Genomic DNA, 18,205 nt, shown 5'->3' with positions numbered 1-18,205 from the left:
GGCCGGCGTGAAGTTCTTGTCCGCAGCCCGCTCCCCGAAAGCGCCTCGACTCTGGGCCTCCTGGGCCCTGGGGTGCTGGATGTCGCTCGGGGGCTCCGGATGCGCCGCGGGCGGGCGCGGCCCTGTGTTGCAGATCGCGATCGCGGGCGCGCCGGCGCTGCATGGCCCCGTCGAGGCGCTCTCGCCGGGCAGGCTGTGGGTCGGGCGGATCTGGGGGACTCTCAGCTGCATCACCACCACGGCCGGGCGCACGGGCTGCTGGGGCAGCGAGGTGCCGACGCCGCTGACCGGCCTGGCGACGTTGCCCGCGAGCGCGCGCACGGGCTGCCTCGCCGCGGAGCCATGGGCGCCGAGCTGCGCGGTCGTCGACGCGAGCGCGGCGCGCGGGACGGAGGTCCGCGCGCTCGACGACAATCCGAAGTCCGATGTGTGCGCGTTGCTCGTCGGCGGCGGGGTGCATTGCTGGGGCAGCGACGGCCGGTCCTCGCGTGTGCGAGGGATCCGCGGGGCGGTCGAGGTCGCGGCGAGCGGCAGCATCGGCTGCGCGCGCCTGCGCGACGGCGCGGTGAAGTGCTGGCATCGCGGCGCGGCGGCCCGCCTGCGCGCCGATGTCGAGGCGGCAGTCGACCTCGCCGTCGGCTCCGGGACCGCCTGCGCGGCCCTGCGTTCGGGCGGCGTGTCGTGCTGGCAGAGCGGGAGCGCCGCGTGGCCGGTCGCGGACCTGCAGGGAGCCGTCGCCGTCGCAGTCGGCGAGGCGATGGGCTGCGCCCGCCTGGCCGACGGCGGAGTCGCTTGCTGGGATCCTTCGGCGAGGTCGGCCGCGCGGCGGGTCCCGGGCGCGGCCGGCATCGTCGAGCTGAAGATGGCCGACGAGTATGCGTGCGGGCGCGACCGCGACGACGGCGTGTGGTGTTGGGGAGACAACCATCGCTTCGGGCTCGGCGATCCGGAGTCGTCGTCGTTCCTGACCCGGCCGCTGCGTGTGCCAGGGATCCCTCCGGCAGTCGATGTGCAGCTCGGTCGGGCCGACGCATGCGCACGCACCGAGGCCGGCGAGCTGTGGTGCTGGGGCGAGTCGCTGTCCGGGGTCGAGGCAGAGCGGCCTGTGCCGGTCCGCCTCGGCGAGGGGGTGCAGCGCGTGATGTTCGGCGTCGACGGGCTCTACGCCGAGCTCGCTGACGGGCTCCACCACCTCCGCGCTCGCGGGTCGGACGGGTTCGCGCGGCTGCCGGAGCTGGCCGAGACGTCGGCGCTCGCGGTCAGCGAGGGGTGGGGCTGTGCGATCCAGCGAGGCACGCTGCGATGCTTCTACCGCACCCTGCCCGTCGACGCGGTGGCGCCGGCGTGGCTCGCGGGGGTTCGCCGAATATCGCTGCCGGCTGTCGTTTCTCTCGGCGGTTACGGACCTCGTGGCTGCGTGGCGCTCGCGGACGGACGCGCGATGTGCTGGGGCGAGCGCTTCGACGGGCAAGGTGACGCTGTGGCCATCGATGCGACCGTGAGAGTCGCCGGTCTGCCGCCGGTCGATGCCGTCGCGGTCGGCGGCGGGTTCGCGTGCGCGCGGACTGCCACGGGCGAGCTGTGGTGCTGGGGCGATGCGAGCGAGGGCCGTCGCGGCGGTGCAGCGGCCAGCGGGCCGCGGCGCATCGATGCGTTGCCGCCGGTGGTGCAGGTCGCCGCCGGAGAGGCTCATGCTTGTGCCCGGACCGAGGCCGGCGAGCTGTGGTGCTGGGGTCGCAACCATCGCGGTCAGCTCGGCCGCGGGGCGAGCTCGCCGTGGTCTGCCGAACCGGCCCCGGTGCAGGACCTCGCGCAGGTCACCACCGTGGCGCTGGCGCGCGAGACGAGCTGCGCCGTGGTCGCCGACGGCGGGGTGCATTGCTGGGGAGACAACCCCGGGCGCCATGCGAGCCCGCGCGGCCTGCTGCGCTCGGATGACGCAGTGCCGGTCGATCCCTCGCGGGTGACGTGGATCGACGCGGAGTGACGATGGCTCGTCCCTTGAAGCACTGGCGAGACCGGCGACACGGTCGGTCGAGGCGCGATGAGGACGAATGGCGGCGCCGGGTCCGCCGTGCGCCGATCGTGGACGCGCTCGCGGCCGGCGTTCGCTAGACTCTGGCCCGGCCATGGCGATCGAGATTCTGCAGACCCGCCCGCTCCTCGCGTCGTGCGAACGCGCGCTGGTCCAGCGCTACACGGTGCACAGGCTGCACGAACAGGCGGATCCGGAGGCGTGGCTCGCGACCCATGGCGCGCGCATTCGGGCCCACGCCGGCTCGGGCGTGCAGGCGTCGCTGATGGCCAGGCTCCCTAACCTCGAGATCATCGCCGGCTTCGGTGTCGGCGTCGACAATATCGACATCGGCGCCGCCAGGGCCCGCAAGATCCGCGTCACCAACACGCCCGACGTGCTCAACGACGCGGTGGCCGAGTTGACCCTCGGCCTGATGATCTCGCTCGCTCGGCGGATCCCGCAAGGGGACCGGTACGTGCGCGCCGGCAAGTGGCCGGGCGGCAGCTTCGGCCTGTTCTCCGAGCTGAACGGCAAGACCGTCGGCATCGTGGGTCTCGGCCGGATCGGCAAGGAGATCGCCGCGCGCGCTCAGGCCATGAAGATGCGCGTCGTGTATCATGGCCGCCAGCAGCAGCCGGGCGTGCAGTACGTGTACTACGACGATCTCGAGGCCATGGCCCGCGACAGCGATTGGCTGGTGGTCATCGCGCCCGGCGGCAAGGGCACCGAGCGCATGGTCTCTCGCTCGGTGCTCGAAGCTCTCGGCCCCGAGGGCATGCTCGTCAACGTCGCGCGGGGCTCGCTGGTCGACGAGCCGGCCATGATCGCGCTGCTGCAGAGCGGCGGCCTCGGCGGCGCCGCGCTCGATGTCTTCGAGCACGAGCCGCAGGTGCCCGAGGCGCTGCTCGGCCTCGACAACGTCGTGCTCTCGCCCCATCAGGGCAGCGCCACGCGTCAGACCCGCGACGCCATGGGGGCGCTGCTGGTGGCCAACCTCGACCGGCACTTCGCCGGAGAGCCGCTGATCAGCGAGGTGGTGTAGTCCCATGCCGATCATCGAGCTCGTCACGCCGATCCGCGCCCCGATCGAGCGCTGCTTCGACCTCTCCCGCAGCGTCGAACTGCACCTCGCCAGCACGGGCGAGACCGGCGAGCGCGCGGTGGCAGGCGTCGTCCGCGGCCTCCTCGGCCCGGGCGACGAGGTCACCTGGCGCGCGCGTCACTTCGGCGTGTGGCAACAGCTGACCAGCAGGATCACCCAGTTCGAGCGTCCGCGTCGCTTCCGCGACTCGATGGTGCGCGGCGCGTTCGCCCGCTTCGACCACGACCATTTGTTCGAGGCCGACGCCGACGGCACGATCATGCGCGACCGCTTCGACTTCACGTCGCCGCTCGGCCCGCTCGGTCGACTCGCCGACGCGCTGGTCCTCACCCGCTACATGCGCGACCTCCTGGTCGAGCGCAACCGGGTGCTGCGGGAGATCGCCGAATCGGACCGGTGGCGCGAATTCCTCGCGAAGCGATGAACACGAACCTCTGCCGCTTTTATGATCAGTCGGTGTCGGTGCCCGCGAGCACCGCGAGCGAGCGACCGTCGACGCGGACCGTCGCCAGACCGAGGTCGGTGACGACATGATTAAACCACCGCGAGTCGCTGGCGAAGTGGGCGAAGCCGCCGATTCGCTCGACTGCGCGGGCCTCGGCCTCGATCGCCTCCAGCGGCGCGTCGGCGGGCGCGTCGACCAAGCCGCCGAGCGAGCGCCAGGCGTGAAGGCGGCCGTACGCGCCGCTGATGCCGACGTTGTAGTCGCCGCCGTTGGCCGCGAATGCGAGGAGCAATGTGAACACCTGCTCGGCGGACAGCGGCCGGACGTCGACCCGCGTCGCGCCGGCGAGGACCCCGAGCGGCAGCGCTCGCAGCAGCGCCGGACACGGGCCCTGCACTGCGCGATCGAAGCGGAACATCCGCGCCTTGACGCGGCCGTTGGACACCGCGCAATGGCTGGAGAACACGCTGGCGATCCGTCGTCCCTCGTCGGGCTGGCCGATCGCGACGACCTCGGGGAGCGTCGACGCCGGCGCGATCGTCGGGCCGGTCGGCGCCGACCAACCCCAGCAGCTCATGCTGCCGACGCGGTAGGTCGCCGCCACGGCCTCGCTCCCGACCTCGAGCGCGAGTCGGTGCATCGGCAACGATCCGAGCGGATGATCGCAGGCGACGAGCGCACGGGCGAGCGCGTCGATCGCCGGTCCGGCGAGCGCGGCCCCGCGGATCACCAGCTCCTGCGCCCAGCAGGCCATCAGCGAGAGGAGGTCGTCCGGCAGGCCGAGCGTGTCGATCGCGTGGGCGAGCGTCGCCGGCCCGTGGCGCGACGCCAGCGCGCCGGCCCGGAGCCGGGCGCCGGCGTCCGGGTGCTGCCCGGTGCGCGTGGGCGACCCGAGCTTGTCGTGCCGGCGCAGCGTCGCGACGGCGCGCACTGCCGCGGCGTCCCCGGGGACGAGGACGAGGGCCTGCAGCGCCACGTCGAGGTACGTCGGCCGCTGGCGCGCGAGGACCTCGACGAGCTCTTCGAGCAGCTCGAGCTCGCCGTCGGCGACCGCCCGCTGCAGCCGCGCGAGCCACGAGACCCAGGTCTGCGGGTCGCCGGCGAGCTGCGCCAATGTCTCTGCCTCGGCGGTGCGGCTCACCGCGCGAGCATACCCGCAGCGCCGCGCGTCAGCGACGGCTCGCGGCGCTTCGCCCGGGGACGCTCGACCTCGCGCCGGGCGTCGCCCATGCGAAGGCGGGCAGAGCCGGTGCGCCCGCACATCACGCGCAATGTCGGGCGGCGAGGTCCTGCGCTAACGTCGGCGCATGGCGAGCGAGTACACGGCGGACAACATCGAGGTCGTCGCGTGGCCCGCGGCGGCGCGCAAGCGACCCGGCATGTACATCGGTGCGACCGACGACGGCGCGGGACCGCTGCACCTGTTGCTGGCGATCGTCGCCAACGCGATCGACCAGATCCTGCTCGCCCGCTGCGCTCACGTCGACGTCCGGGTCGACGCTGACGACTTCGTCACGGTCACCGACGACGGCCCGGGGATCCCGGCGCGCTCGCTGGTCGAGCTGCTCGAGCAGCCGTCGAAGCCCCCGACTGGCGACGAGGACCGCCTGCACGTCCGCTTCGGATTCCGTGGCCCAGGCCTGCCGATCGTCAACGCGCTCTGCGATCCGTTCGAGGTCGAGACCGTCCACGCCGGCGAGCAGGCGACCGTGGCGTACGCTGCCGGCCTGCGGCGCGACTCCCTGCGAGTGAGCGCCGCGTCGCGGCCGTCCGGCACGCGCGTCCGGTTTCGTCCCGATCCGCAGATCTTTCAGGGCACGCGCGTGCCGCGAGTCGAACTGACGCAGCGCCTCGAAGACGTCGCGTACCTGCTGCCCGCGAGGGCGCTGTCGTGGAGCTTCGCGGGTGAGGGCGCGACGGGCCTGGTGGCACGGGTCCGCGCCGAGGCCCGCGGCGCGCTCGGCGAGGTCGCGCACCACCGGAGCGACTGCACGACCGAAGATGGGCCGACCGTCGTCGAGGTCGCCCTCGCCTGGCGCACCTCACCGTACGGACAGCCGGCGCAGATCCACAGCTTCGTCAATCTCCAGCGCAAGGCGGACGGCCCGCACGTCAGCGGTCTGCTGGCGGGCGTCCGCGAATTTTTGAAGATCCGCGACGACCGCGGCCTCGAGGGGCTCGTGGCTGCGGTCGCAGCGCTGCACTCCGACGCCCGGTACGTCATCCAAACGAAGTTGAAGGTCGCCAACCCGGCGTTGCGCACTGCAGTGACGGAGGCGACGCTGACCGCCCTGCATCATTGGGCCGAGCGCTTCCCCGAGGATGCGGGCGCGCTGCGCCGCCGCGTGAAGAGGCGGTGACGGTACTCGGACCGCGCACTCGAGAATGGCAGGACCGCGGGCTCGGCTAGGTGGGTCCGGTCGATGGCGCCGAGGCGCCGGCGAAGCTGCGTGGCTCGGCTGTCGGCGCGTCCCAGGCGACCTCGAGCGCGACGAGGCCGCGGAACATCACGACCTGGCGGAACTTCAGCGGCTCGTCGCCGGCGAGGCGCAGGCCCGGCAGGCGCGAGGCGAGCACGGAGAGCCCCACGCGCCCCTGCAGGCGCGCCAGCGCGGCGCCGAGGCAAAAGTGCACGCCGCGACCGAAGCCGAGGTGCTCGCCGACGTCGGGGCGCTCGGGGTCGAAGCGCAGCGGGTCCGCGATCACGCGCTCGTCGTGATTGGCGGACCCGAGGGCCAGGAACACCCGCGCGTCGGCCGGGATCGTGACGTCGCCGAGCTTCACCTCGACCCGGGCCACGCGGGTCGTCCCCGGGACCGGGCAGTCGCGGCGCAGGGTCTCCTCGACCACCGCGGCGGCGAGCGACGGATCGCGCACCAGCGCCGCGAGCCGATCCGGATGCAGGAGCAGCAGCCGCACTGCGTTGCCGAGCAGGTCGGTGGTCGTCTTGTGGCCCGCGAACACGAAGGTGGTCGCATGGGTGACCGCCTTGATCACGTCGAGCTGACCGCCGGGGTCCGTCGCGGCCTGAATGATGGTCGTCAGCAGGTCGGTCGAGGGCTCGCTCGCTCGCGCGGTGACGAGGCCCGCGAGGTGATGCTGCATCGCCACCACGCTCTCGGCCGCTCGTACCCACTCGTCGGTGGGCAGCTGACCGCCCATGAACAGGCGCGCGGCGTCGTCTGCCCATTGCCCGAACTTGCTGGCGTCGGCCTGCGAGACGCCGAGGATGCCGGCGATCACCGCCACCGGCAGCGGGCCGCAGAAGCGCGACATGAGCTCGGCCCGGCCGTCGGCGACGAAGGCGTCGACGAGCTCGTTGGCCAGCGCGACGACGGTGCCCTCCAGCGCGGCGATCCGGTCGGCGGTGAAGGCTGCGTTCAGCTTGCGCCGCACCGCGGTGTGCTCCGGCGGGTCGAGCTGGACGATCGAGCCGGTCCGCGGAAAACCCTTTCGCATCACCGCCATCACCTCGGGCGGCGGCTCCTTGACGCTCGTGGTGGCGACCCGCGAGGAGAAGCGGTCGGTGTCGCGGAGGATCGCCGCGACGTCGGCGTGCCGGGTGACCACCCACATGCCCAGGTCTTCGCAGTAGAAGATCGGCTCCTCGGCGCGCGCCCGTGCGTACCGCGAGTAAGGGTCTTGCTGCACTTCGGGCGAGAAGAACGAGAAGGCGGGGCGCTCGGTCATCGCCGTCGAAGCGTACTCGCGCGGCGACTGCCGCTTCAAGGGCGTGCGTGCCGACGGTGCGGCGGAGCGTCGGGCGTATCCGCCCCTGGAGCGGTCGACGTCGCGGCGAATCAGCGGCGTGCAATGACCGAACGGGTCGAATCCAGAATTCGTGCACTGTCATCGATTCGGGGTTTCGCGACGACCGGCGCGACTGTCGATAGTCGCGCCGGTCGCAACATTTACGGGCCGACGTAGCGGGCGCGCGGGCGCAGGAGGAAGCCGGCGGCGCGCTGTTCGAAGGCGTGGGCCAGCCAGCCGGCGGCGCGGCCGACGGCGAAGATGGCGACGGTGGTGCGCGGAGGCAGGCCGAGCGCGGCGCCGAGGGCTACCAGGCCGACGTCGAAGTTGGCGGGGTCGCGGCCGGCGTCGCGCATGGCGGCGACGATCGCCAGGAGCGTGCGGACCTTCGGGTTGCGCGGGGCGTGCTCGGCGGCGGCGGCCAGCAGGGCGGCGGCGCGTGGGTCGCCGTCGGGGTAGAGCGGGTGGCCGAAGCCCGGGACCTCCTCGCCGCGGCGGGCTCGCTCCTGCACGACTGCGCGCGCGTGCTCGGGCTTGCCGACCTCGGTGACGAGCGCCTCGACGCGGTCGGCCATGCCGCCGTGGCGCGGGCCGGACAGGGTGGCCAGGCCGGCGCTGACGCAGGCGTACAGGTCGGCGCCGGCGGAGGCGGCGACGCGCACCGCGAAGGCGGAGGCGTTGAGCTCGTGGTCGGCGGACAGGACCAGGGCGCGGTCCATCACCCGGCGAGCGCGCGGACCGGCGGGGGCGCCGAGCGAGACCAAGAGGGCGCCGGCGACGTCGGGCTCGGCGAGCGCGGGGCGGACGTGGTCGACCGCGAGGCCCGCCCCGGCCAGCGCGGCCATGCGCACGAGCAGGGCGCGGGCGCGGACGAGCTCGGGGCCGGGGGCGGGGTTGTAGCGGTCGGGGTCGGCGGCGCCGAGGGCCGGCACTGCGAGCGCGAGGGCCACGAGCGGCGGGGCGCCGTCGGGCAGCAAGGCGGTGAGCGAGGGCAGGCGCAGGCCGAGGCCCGGGGCCAGCCACTGCGGGGCCTGCTCGGGCAACGCGCCCGACCACAGCAGCTCGGCGACCGCCTCGAACGAGCTCGACGCCGCCAGCTCGACGGCAGGGCGGCCGCGGTAGCGCGGGCCGGAGGCGTCGATCGCCGTCAGCGCCGACTCGAGCACCGGCTCGCCCCAGCGCAGCGCGCCGGCGGCCACCGGGCCGTGGCCCGAGCGGGCGTCGCTGCGGGCCTTGAGCCGCTCGAGGTCCTCGCGGCTGTACCGGCGCTCGCGCCCGGGCCCGCCCGGCTCGCTGCGCACGAGGCCGCGGCTGGCGTAGGCGTAGAGGGTGGCCCGCTTGACGCCGAGCAGCGCGGCGGCCTCCTTGCCGCTCAAGAAGACTGGGTCCTCGTCGTGCGCGTCGGGGCCTTCGGTCATGGTGTCGCCATGGGTGATATCAAGCGAATGATGGATTGTCGAATCAACGTTGATCAACGTCATCCGCCGGCCCAAGCTCGTGGCCAGGAGGAACGCATGGATACGACGGTGACGAGGAGCGGTCTGGACGGCGTGGTGGTGGCGGACACGCGGCTCAGCGAGGTCGACGGCGAGCGCGGACGGCTGGTCTTGGCCGGCCACGACATCGAGCGCCTGGCCGGCGGGACCTCGTTCGAGGCGCTCGCGGGGCTGCTGTGGACCGGCGCGCTGCCGCAGGCCGCCGCGGCCGATGCGACCCGCCAGGCGCTGGCCGAGGGCAGGGTGCGGGCGTTCGCGCGGCTGCACGCCGACGAGCTGGGGCGCTTCGCCGACGGCATGGACGCGCTGCGGGCCGCGATGGCCCGCCTGAGCGCCGACGACGGCTTCGACGCGCCGGCCAACCTCACCGGCGCGGTGGCGGTGTTCGCCGCGGCGTGGGCCCGCGTACGCGCGGGCGGGCAGCCGCTCGCGCCCGACCCCGCGCTGCCCCACGCCGCCGACTACCTGCGCATGCTCACCGGCGAGGCGCCCGATCCGGCGCGCGTGGCGGCCCTGGAGGCCTATCTGGTGACCGTGGCCGACCACGGGATGAACGCGTCGACGTTCGCCGCGCGCGTGGTGGCGTCGACCGGCTCGGACGCGGTGTCGGCGATCGTGGCGGCGATCGGGGCGCTGAAGGGGCCGCTCCACGGCGGCGCGCCGGGGCCGGTGCTCGACATGCTCGACGCGATCGGCGAGCCGGCCGGCGCGGCGCGGTGGATCGAGGCGGAGCTGGCTGCAGGCCGGCGCATCATGGGAATGGGCCACCGGATCTACCGCGTCCGCGATCCGCGAGCGGCGGTGCTCGAGGCGGCGCTGGCCCGGCTCGAGCAAGCAGGGGTGTCGAACGGCCGCCTGGCGCTGGCCCGCGCGGTCGAGCGCGCGGCCGAGGGAGCCCTGCGCGCGAAGTACCCCGATCGCCCGCTGGCCGCGAACGTCGAGTTTTATACGGCGGTGCTGCTCGACGCGGTCGGCCTCGATCGCGCCGCGTTCTCGCCGACGTTCGCCGCCGGTCGCGTCGCCGGCTGGTGCGCCCACGTGCTCGAGCAATCCGCGACGGGCCGGCTCATCCGCCCGGCGTCCCGCTACGTCGGGCCGGCGCCGCTGCAGTGATCGCGGATTGCTGCGACGAGCACCGCAGGGCGGATGACGATCACGAGGCGCACGTCGCCTCGTGCTCGCGCGAGGCGGCTCGTGGGGCGGCGCTCGATCGCGTAGGATGGCGCGAGAGGAGCACTGATGACCGACACGCAGAAGCCGAAGCTCGGACGATCCTGGCAGGCCGAAGAAGTCACGATCGAGGAGATCCGCGCGCTGACCGAGGGCTTCGCCGACGCGGCGCCGCTGTTCGAGGACGACATGGTCGACGGGGCGGTCTACGACATCGTGGTGGTCGACGGCGATCTCGACGTCGACGGCGATCTCGACACGTTCAAGCACGGCCTGATGGGCCTCGTGGTCCGCGGCTCGCTCCGCGTCGAGGGGCTCTACGAGGACACGGACGATCCGGCCTGCGGGGTGTTCGTCCTCGGGGACATGACGGCCAGGCGAGTGATCACGACCGGCACTCTCGGCGTCGCGGGCACGCTCACGGCGACCGAGGCCCTCATCGGTTTTTATAACGACTACGGCGCGACGATCGGCAAGGACGTCGTGACGCCGCTGTTCCACCCCGAGAACCATCATTTCAATATTCGCGGCAGCCTCGAGGCGAAGGCGGTCGTCGGCCACGGGGCGGAGTACCGGGTGCCCGCGGCTCTCAAGGCTCGGGTCCAGGCGCTGGTGCCGAAGAACCTGCGCGAGGTCCTGGTCGACGAGGTTCTGCGCGGCGAAGAGGACGACGAGATCGAGCTCGACGACACGAAGCTGCGCCAGCGGGTGGCGAAAGGCCTGCCGTTCCTGCGCTGATTCTACGTTTGGTCAAAAGCTGCCCGGCTGGCGAGCAGCCGGGCCCGCGTCGCTCGGTTCGAGCGTGACGCGGCCGGCTCAATCCTGCCAGTAGAACAGCAGGTCGTGGACGCACAGCGGGCCGCGGCGGCCGAAGAAGTACACGTGGAGGCCGGTGACCTCGTCGGTGGCGGGGGCGGGGTCGATGACGCGGAAGCCGGCCGCGACCAGGGCGTCGCGGGCGCGGCGGTCGTCGTCTTCGAAGGAGGCGAACGGCCCGAGCGCGCTGATCGAGACGGTGCCACCAGTAAAGGCGATGTCGGAATAGGTGCCCTCGCCTTGATTGTGCAATTCGCCGGCGGAGCGCGCGGGCTGGGGCGCGAGGGCGGCGGCCGCGAGGGCAGCGTGGGCCTGCGCGAGCAGGGCGGACTCGTCCGGCGGGGTGAACGGCAGGACGGCGGCCTCGAGCAGCCAGCGCGGATCGGTCTGCCGCTGGCCGGGGACGTACGCGGTGGCGATGGCCCGGCGCACGTCGTCGGGCGGCACCCGCGGGCCGCCGAGCGAACGCCAGGCGTCAGCGACGTCGCGGCCGCGGCCGCGGAGGACGCACAGCGCCCACAGGCACGCGCCCGCCGGGCCGCGCGGGCACTCATCCCCGGTCCAGGCGGTCGCGGCGGGGCCGTGCGCGGCGACGACTGCCCACAAGACCTCGTCGGGGAGCGGCGAGCCGATGAGCAGCAGGTGCGCCTGGTGAGCGACGATGACTTCGGCGTCGGCGAGGGCCGGGATGATGTCACCACCTGACCTGTCGAGCAGGCGCACGCCGAGCAGCCGGTGTGCCCATGCTTCGGCGGAGAAGGCGAGGGCGGGCAGGTCGGCGGCCCCGAGCGCGGCGAGCACTGAGTCGAGGCCGACCGTGGCGATCAGGACGTCGACGGCTGCCTCGCCAGCGAGCCGCCGGTGCGTCCAGGGATCGGCGGCGAGCTCGGCGAGCTGCGGCGCGGCCGAGGCGTCGCGCAGGCGCGCGCGGGCGAGCAAGATCGCCGGCGCCATGTCGTAGCCGACCTCGGGCTCGCGAGCGGCGCGCAACCACTGGAGCAGCTCGCCGGCGTGTGGGCCGAGCTCGGCGTCGCCGAGGGCCTCGAGGATCGCGCGGCGCACCTCGGCGACGTCCTTCACGTCGCGGATCCGGGCGATCAGGCGAGGCACGCCCGCGGACGGGACGCGGCCCCGGAGGGCGAGGGCGCACGGCTGGCGCCGCCACCAGGTCTCGCGCGGATCGCAGACGAGCTCGAGCAAATCGTCGGCGCGCAGCCGGGCCAGCCGCGCGACGAGCTCGGGCGAGAAATCAGGGGCAGGGATGTGCCCGACGAGCCGGCGGCGAGCGAGGTTCCACATGCGGCGAGAGTTTCTGTTGAGTCGCAAGCTCAGCGGCGTTCATGGCCGAGCTCAGGCGGCGTTTTTTTAAGAACCTGTGCGTTCGGACAGTGGGCGTAATTGTAGCGGAGCGATCACCGTACGCGTCGTCAGCACCGCCCAGCGCGTTCGCTCCTGCTTCGGATCCTGGATCGTGGCGACCACCCAAAGCTCGCCGCGGTCGAGCGCCAGCACCTGTTGCGGCACCAGCGGTTCGGGGCCCGGGGGCGGCGGCTCCGGGGCGCCGGGCAGGGCGGCGACCGGCTTGCCGGGGGCGTCGACCGGCGCGAGAGGGACTGGCTCCCAGGGGGCCGAGCCCTGGCGCCGGCGGTGCAGGCCGCGATCGTTGACGAGCCACAGAGTCCCGTCGGGGGCCTCGGCCAGCGAGGTGATGCAGCCGCCTCCCGGCTGGGGGAACGGCTGCCATGTCCCTTGGGACATGCGCTCGAGGGCAGGTTGCTCGGCGACCAGGCAGCGGTACGCGTACAGCCCCGCGGGATCGCGGCCGACCACGAAGGCCGGGGCCTGGCCGAGCTCCGGGTCGCTCCGCTCCGGCGGGGGCGGCATGGCGGTCCACTTGCGGGCTCCGGGCGTCCAGCGATGGATCGCCGGCGTGAACGCGGAGGCGATGCCGACCACGATCACCGAGCCGTCGCCGAAGGTGAGCAGCCGATCGGCGACGAGTCCTTTCGGCAGCGCCGGCCACGGCGGCGGGGGGCCGTCGTCGAGGCGGTCGATCGACGCCTGCTGCGACGAGGCGAGGTCGCCGCCGAGCGTCGGGTCGTCGACGTGCCCGCGCAGGCCGAGGAGCGCGCCGTCCTGCGTGACCGCGAAGTCGCTGTAGTACGCGAGCATCGGCGGGGCGCCGGCGAGCGGGGCGTCGACCCACGCGCGATTGCGCCAGCGTTTGACCCCGTAGGTCATGCCGGTGCGCGTGACGCTGGCCACGGCGCTGAGGAAGGCGTGGTCGGGCCAGCGGCCGCCCACTGCCATCACCCACTCGTCCGGCCAGCCGCGTCGCCACTCGGTCTCACTGTGCAGCGGGGCGTCGCCGAGCGCGAGCGCGAGCACGCCGCGGCCGTACACCGCGACGCTGCCGCCCGCCAGCGGACGGACCGCGAGCGCTTCGTCGGACACTGCGGCGAGCTGCAGCGTGCGGCTCGAGTGTTCCCTGTCCGAAGGGACAGGCTCAAGCTCGCTGGGAGGCGGCTCCGAGATGTCCTCGGGGACAGGTTGTAGCGGGGTGCAGGCGCCGGCGAGCGAGCAGGCGAGGGCGAGCCGGCGAGCGAGCATGGCCGACGCTACCACGGAGCGGAGCGCGGGGTCGCCCGGACGAGAGAATGCGCGGCGGAGCCGGGAGCGCCTTGCATCGAAACATGGATGCGAGGAGGTCTCTCGGTCGAGAGGATGCGCGGCAGAGCCGGGAGCGCCTTGCATCGAACATGGATGCGAGCACCATCGCGTGATCGCGAGGATGCGCGGCGAGCCGGGAAGGCCGATTCGCCGCGCATCGTTTTTATGAATATGCCAGACCGCTCGCAGGAGCTGCGACTGGGCTCAGTTGTTGACCTTGACCCCGAGCACGCCGAACTCGGCGACCTTGGCCGCGGTGTTGCAGTGGGGCAGGGAGGACCAGCCGGGCAGGTTCGCCACCGGGTTGAGGTACCGGCGATGGACGCCGGTGGCGAGCGCGCCGCCGCGGCAGCTGGCGCCGGTCGCGGTGTAGGCGCCCTCGATCTGCCAGGCCGGATCGGAGGTCCAGGTGAACAGGCCGCCGATCGGGTCGTGCGGCGAGATCAGCTTGCCGGGCTGGGTGCGCGGCTCGCCACCATGCCACGCCATCCACATGCGCAACATCGCCGTGCGCTGGCTGGCCTGGAGGTTGCGGTACAGCCCCGGCTCGTAGAAGACGTTGAGCCGGTACTGAGCCTTCGACACCGCGCCGTTGAGGCAGCCGTTGATGAAGGTGCCCGGGGCGAGGTCGATCGTCGGGCCGCCGACGACGGTGTAGCCGAGCGAGACCTCGTGGTTCAGGACCGAGCTGAAGCGATACGCCGCGCCGAGCGTGCCGCCCTCATTGTCGTCGGGGCACGTGTGGTACCACCCGGAGCCCTTCGTCGTCTCCGGATAGACCTCGTCGTCATAGGGCTCGACGTCGGTGACGAACACGTAGCGGCACATGGTCATCTCGGGCAGGTACTGGCCCGGCTCGCACTCGGCGTCCTGGATCTTCAGCCGGCCGGTGAACGCCGGCTCGCTCGGGTCGTGCGGCGTGACGAGGAGGTTGAACACTGCGCCCTCGACCCACTCGCCGTCGATCCAGCCGAACGTGCCGAGCTTGAGCTTGAGCTGGCCGTCTTCCTTGACGTCGATCTCGGTGATCGTGCGCGGGATTTCGTCGTGGAGCCCAGTGCCGCCGGTGATCCGGATGTCCGCGCTGTAGTTGGCGGCGTCGGAGTTGAGCGCCTCCTTGAGGTTCGACATCGGATGGTCGCCGATCAACGAGGTGTTGCCGATCACCGGCGGGGGGCAGGAGGAGCCCTCACAGCGGAAAGCGGTGCCGGCGCCGAAGTCGTCGAAGTCGTCGAGGTCGCCCGCGCGCGGCTCGTCGCAGCCGACGGCGAGGGAGAGGGTGGAAGCCAGGAGGAAGCAGGAGTTCTTCAGCTTGTTCATGGTAGTGCCCGAACTACACCCGGCAGGTGATCGCCGGCCGGCGATCAATTGGCCCCGGACGAAAGTTTCTCTCTCCCCGGCCGGAAACCGCGGCAAAGCGCCTCTGGGTCGCGTTTTGGCCGCTCCATCGGCGAGCGGCTCAGGACCGTCGTCCGGCGCGGACCGCGGGCGTCCCCGTCGCGCGGACGTGTGACCTGATCGAGCGTCGGCACGACGGGCCGGGCGTCATGTGGCCATCATTATCAGCCACACTGTCGCGGTCGATCGTTGCGATGGCGAACCTCGAGACAGACGCGGACACGGAAGAGGCCGGGGGTCCGCCCACGCCGGAGCCTGCCCTCGGCGACAGCGACACCATCCCGCGGGCGCTGGCGGGGCCGCCGCAGAGCGACGACCCGATCGACAAGCAGCTGGTCAAGCGGGCCCTGTTCCCGCGCCGCACGACGCCGGTGCAGATCGGGCGGTTCCAGATCCTGAGCCTCGTCGGTCGCGGCGGGATGGGGGTGGTCTACGCGGCCTACGACGACCTCCTCGATCGCAAGGTCGCGGTCAAGGTGCTGCTCGGCGAGGCGGTGCGCGACCTGGCGCTGTCGCGCGGCCGACTGATGCGCGAGGCCCAGGCGATGGCCCGCCTGCAGCACCCCAACATCGTCACGGTCCACGAGGTCGGCCAGAGCGACGACCAGGTGTTCGTGGCGATGGAATTCGTGCGCGGCACGACCCTCGACGCGTGGGTCCGCGAGGACCGGCCGTGGCGCGAGGTCGTGGCGACGTTCGTCCGCGCCGGCCGCGGGCTCGAGGCGGCCCACCGCGCCGGCCTCATCCACCGCGACTTCAAGCCGGCCAACGTGATGGTGGGCGACGACGGCGCGGTCAAGGTGCTGGACTTCGGGCTCGCGCGCGCGGCCGACGACGGCACGCAGATGGCCATCGACCTGCCGCGCCACGTGAACCAGGCCGACTCGCACCTGGCCCCGCTGACGCGCACCGGGGTGGTCCTCGGCACGCCGGCGTACATGTCGCCCGAGGCCCATGGCGGCGAGCCGTCGACGGCGGCCAGCGATCAGTTCAGCTTCTGCGTGTCGCTGTATCAGTGCCTCTACAAGCAGCCGCCGTTCGACACGACGTCGATGGCGACGCTGCTCGCCGATCTGCGGCGCGGCAAGGTCGCGCCGCCGCCCGCGAGCACGCCGGTGCCGGCGCGGCTGTTCCGCGCGCTCCGCCGCGGCCTGGCGAGCGCGCCGGAGGAGCGCTTCCCGTCGATGGCGGCGCTGCTCGCCGAGCTCGAGCACGACCCCGGGGCGACCCGGCGCCGCGTGGCGGCGCTCGGGCTGACGGCCGTGGTGACCGCGACTGCGGCGTTCTTCGCGGCGGCGCGCGTGCCCGCGGTGCAGCGCTGCCCCGACGCGCAGGCCGAGCTCGCGGGTGTGTGGGACGCGACGCGGGCGGCGGCGGTCCGCGACGCGCTCAAGGCGATCGGCACGCCGGCGGCCGCGGACGCGCTGGCCGGGGTGCTGCCGCGGATCGACCGCTACGCGGCGTCCTGGGTCGAGATGCGCAACGAGGCCTGCGCGGCCCACGACGAGGCGCGCCAGTCGTCGCAGCTGTTCGACCTGCGCACCGCGTGCCTCGATCAGCGCCGCGCCGGGCTCGACGCGCTGGTGGCCGCCCTGACGCAGGTCGACGCGGCGGGGCTCGGCGGCGCGGTGCAGGCCGCCGCCGCGCTGCCGCCGCTGTCCCGCTGCGCCGAGGTGGATGCGCTCGTCGCCGACATCCCGCCGCCCGAAGAAGCGCACCTGCGCGTGGCCGTGCAGGCCCACCGCGAGGCCCTCGCGCGCGCCCAGGCCCGCGAGGACGCCGGGCAGTACGCGCTCGGCGAGGTGCTGGTCGAGGATGTCCTGAAGGACAGCTCGGCGCTGGCCTACGAGCCGCTGCGCGCGGAGGCGCTGCTGCACCGCGGCAGCCTGGCGATGGAGGCCGGCCGCCACGCCCAGGCCGAGGCCGCCTTCGGCGAGGCGATGCTGGCGGCGCTGGGGTGCGGTCACGCGGCGGTGGCCGCCCAGTCGAGCTCGAAGCTGGCGTACTTGCGGGCGATCCCGCTGAGCCGCCCGCAGGACGCGCGCGCCGACGTGCCGCTGGCGACCGCGCTCAACCACCGCGTCGAGGCCGACGTCGACCTGTACGCCGAGTTCCTCAACAACATGGGCGCGGTGACCGCGGTCAGCGGCGACCGCGAGGCGACGCGAGACTACTGGGAGCGGGCGGCCGCGCTGCGCGAGGCGCACGGCCGCGGCGAGACCCTCAAGGGCCTGGAGACGCTGGCCAACCTCGGCTGGCTGGCGCGGGCGCAGCACCGCGCCGAGGACATGGCGGCGCTGTACGGCCGCGCGGTCGCGGTCTCGGAGGGGCTGCTCGGGCCGCGCCACTCCAGCCACATGCGCTACGCGTGGATGCTCGCCGACAGCCAGTGGCGCCTCGGCCGGCCGCGCCAGGCCCTGGCGGCCATGCGGTCGATCGAGCAGCGCTTCGACGGCCTCGACAACGCCTACGTGCGCAGCATGATCCTCCATGGGATGGCGCAGATGGAGCTCGAAGAGGGCCTGCTGCCGGCCGCGCAGGCGCACCTCGACCGCGCGCTGGCGGAGGCGCCCGCGACGTCGATGCAGGTCGACGTGGTGCTGAGCGAGCGCGTGCGCCTGTTCGCGCTGCTGGGCGACGCCGAGGCGATGCAGCGCGAGTACGACCGCGGCCTGGCGCGGCTGCCCGCGCCGCCGCAGGTCAGCGACGACAAGTACCAGTGGCTGCTCTCGGCCCGCGGCCGGGGCCTCGAAGCACTCGGACGGTCGGCCGAGGCCCTGGAGCCGCTCGAGCAGCTGCACGCGGCGCTGGTGGCCGCCGAGCTCCCGATCGAGGCCGCCCCGACCGCGGTGAGCCTGGCCGAGATCCAGCTGAAGCTCGGGCGCCTCGACGAGGCCGAGAGCAGCCTGCAAGGCGCGCGCGCCGATCTCGAGCGGCTCACCCCGCCGAACAACCTGGTGCTCGCCCGAGCCAACCTGGTGCTCGCCGAGCTGTCGCTGCAGCGCGGGCGCTTCCAGGAGGCGGCCGAGTTCGCCGGCGCTGCGCTGACCGTCTACGAGGCGGTCGCCGAGCCCGACCACCTGCCGGCCCTGCGCGCCCGCTTCGCCCGCGCCCGGGCGCTCACGGGCGATGCCCCAAAGGTGCCGGCGGAGGCGCGGCTTCTGGTCGACGCGGCGATCGCCGGCTGGCGCGGCAAGTCGCGCGAGGCGGAGTTGCGCCGCGCGACCGAGTGGCTGGCGGCGCACGGCGCAGCGCCGTGAGTGATGTCATGTCTTCAAGGACATGTCGTTTTGGACATGGTCGGATGAACATAGCTACCGCGGGTCGCGCCGACCCGTCCT

At 73.4% G+C, this 18,205-nt stretch carries 13 protein-coding genes; 7 read left to right on the top strand and 6 right to left on the bottom strand.

All coding sequences use genetic code 11. From position 1 onward, the window contains the following. Positions 1-127: 127 nt before the first annotated feature. The 3 genes from OV090_RS09645 to OV090_RS09635 all read left to right on the top strand — a co-directional run bounded on the left by OV090_RS09645 (position 128) and on the right by OV090_RS09635 (position 3,543). Positions 128-1,987, top strand: a complete 1,860-nt coding sequence (locus OV090_RS09645) for a hypothetical protein (protein WP_267703268.1) — start codon at positions 128-130, stop codon at positions 1,985-1,987. Between the two features lie 142 nt (positions 1,988-2,129). Beyond that, a complete protein-coding gene (locus OV090_RS09640) occupies positions 2,130-3,059 on the top strand; it encodes a 2-hydroxyacid dehydrogenase (protein WP_267703267.1) in 930 nt (309 codons plus the stop codon). A 4-nt stretch (positions 3,060-3,063) separates the two neighbouring features. Then, the gene (locus OV090_RS09635; protein ID WP_267703266.1) at positions 3,064-3,543 is read left to right on the top strand and encodes an SRPBCC family protein; all 480 of its coding nucleotides are present in this window, start codon (positions 3,064-3,066) and stop codon (positions 3,541-3,543) included. 25 nt (positions 3,544-3,568) lie between these two features. Here the strand turns inward: OV090_RS09635 and OV090_RS09630 are convergent, their stop codons facing one another. Beyond that, positions 3,569-4,705, bottom strand: a complete 1,137-nt coding sequence (locus OV090_RS09630; protein ID WP_267703265.1) for a DUF6183 family protein — start codon at positions 4,703-4,705, stop codon at positions 3,569-3,571. 166 nt (positions 4,706-4,871) lie between these two features. On the opposite strand from OV090_RS09630, the gene OV090_RS09625 reads away from it, so the two are divergent. After that, the gene (locus OV090_RS09625; protein ID WP_267703263.1) at positions 4,872-5,924 is read left to right on the top strand and encodes an ATP-binding protein; all 1,053 of its coding nucleotides are present in this window, start codon (positions 4,872-4,874) and stop codon (positions 5,922-5,924) included. A gap of 46 nt (positions 5,925-5,970) precedes the next feature. On the opposite strand, the gene OV090_RS09620 is transcribed toward OV090_RS09625, so the two are convergent. Then, entirely contained in the window at positions 5,971-7,254 is a 1,284-nt protein-coding gene (locus OV090_RS09620; protein WP_267703261.1) for a cytochrome P450, read from the bottom strand. Between the two features lie 221 nt (positions 7,255-7,475). After that, positions 7,476-8,732 (bottom strand): citrate synthase family protein, encoded by a 1,257-nt coding sequence (locus OV090_RS09615; protein ID WP_267703260.1) that lies wholly within the window; start codon positions 8,730-8,732, stop codon positions 7,476-7,478. A gap of 96 nt (positions 8,733-8,828) precedes the next feature. Between OV090_RS09615 and OV090_RS09610 the strand changes: the two genes are divergently transcribed. Both OV090_RS09610 and OV090_RS09605 read left to right on the top strand, forming a co-directional pair. Next, on the top strand, positions 8,829-9,923 hold the full coding sequence (locus OV090_RS09610) for a citrate synthase (protein ID WP_267703259.1): 1,095 nt from the start codon (positions 8,829-8,831) through the stop codon (positions 9,921-9,923). Between the two features lie 126 nt (positions 9,924-10,049). After that, positions 10,050-10,718 (top strand): hypothetical protein, encoded by a 669-nt coding sequence (locus OV090_RS09605; protein ID WP_267703257.1) that lies wholly within the window; start codon positions 10,050-10,052, stop codon positions 10,716-10,718. Positions 10,719-10,796: 78 nt separating this feature from the next. Here OV090_RS09605 and OV090_RS09600 read toward each other — a convergent pair whose 3' ends face one another. The 3 genes from OV090_RS09600 to OV090_RS09590 form a co-directional block, all read right to left on the bottom strand. Next, the gene (locus OV090_RS09600) at positions 10,797-12,095 is read right to left on the bottom strand and encodes a hypothetical protein (protein WP_267703256.1); all 1,299 of its coding nucleotides are present in this window, start codon (positions 12,093-12,095) and stop codon (positions 10,797-10,799) included. 66 nt (positions 12,096-12,161) lie between these two features. Then, positions 12,162-13,406 carry a hypothetical protein gene (locus tag OV090_RS09595; protein WP_267703255.1) on the bottom strand — a complete coding sequence of 415 codons (1,245 nt, stop codon included), beginning with the start codon at positions 13,404-13,406 and terminating at the stop codon, positions 12,162-12,164. A 264-nt stretch (positions 13,407-13,670) separates the two neighbouring features. Next, positions 13,671-14,786, bottom strand: coding sequence for an ADYC domain-containing protein (locus tag OV090_RS09590; protein ID WP_267703254.1), 1,116 nt, complete (start codon positions 14,784-14,786; stop codon positions 13,671-13,673). A gap of 272 nt (positions 14,787-15,058) precedes the next feature. Between OV090_RS09590 and OV090_RS09585 the strand changes: the two genes are divergently transcribed. Continuing rightward, positions 15,059-18,124 carry a serine/threonine-protein kinase gene (locus tag OV090_RS09585; RefSeq protein WP_267703253.1) on the top strand — a complete coding sequence of 1,022 codons (3,066 nt, stop codon included), beginning with the start codon at positions 15,059-15,061 and terminating at the stop codon, positions 18,122-18,124. Positions 18,125-18,205: the final 81 nt, after the last annotated feature.

This window comes from Nannocystis sp. RBIL2, assembly GCF_026626745.1.
Lineage (GTDB): Bacteria > Myxococcota_A > Polyangia > Nannocystales > Nannocystaceae > Nannocystis.
This window is presented reverse-complemented; position numbering and strand designations above follow the sequence as displayed.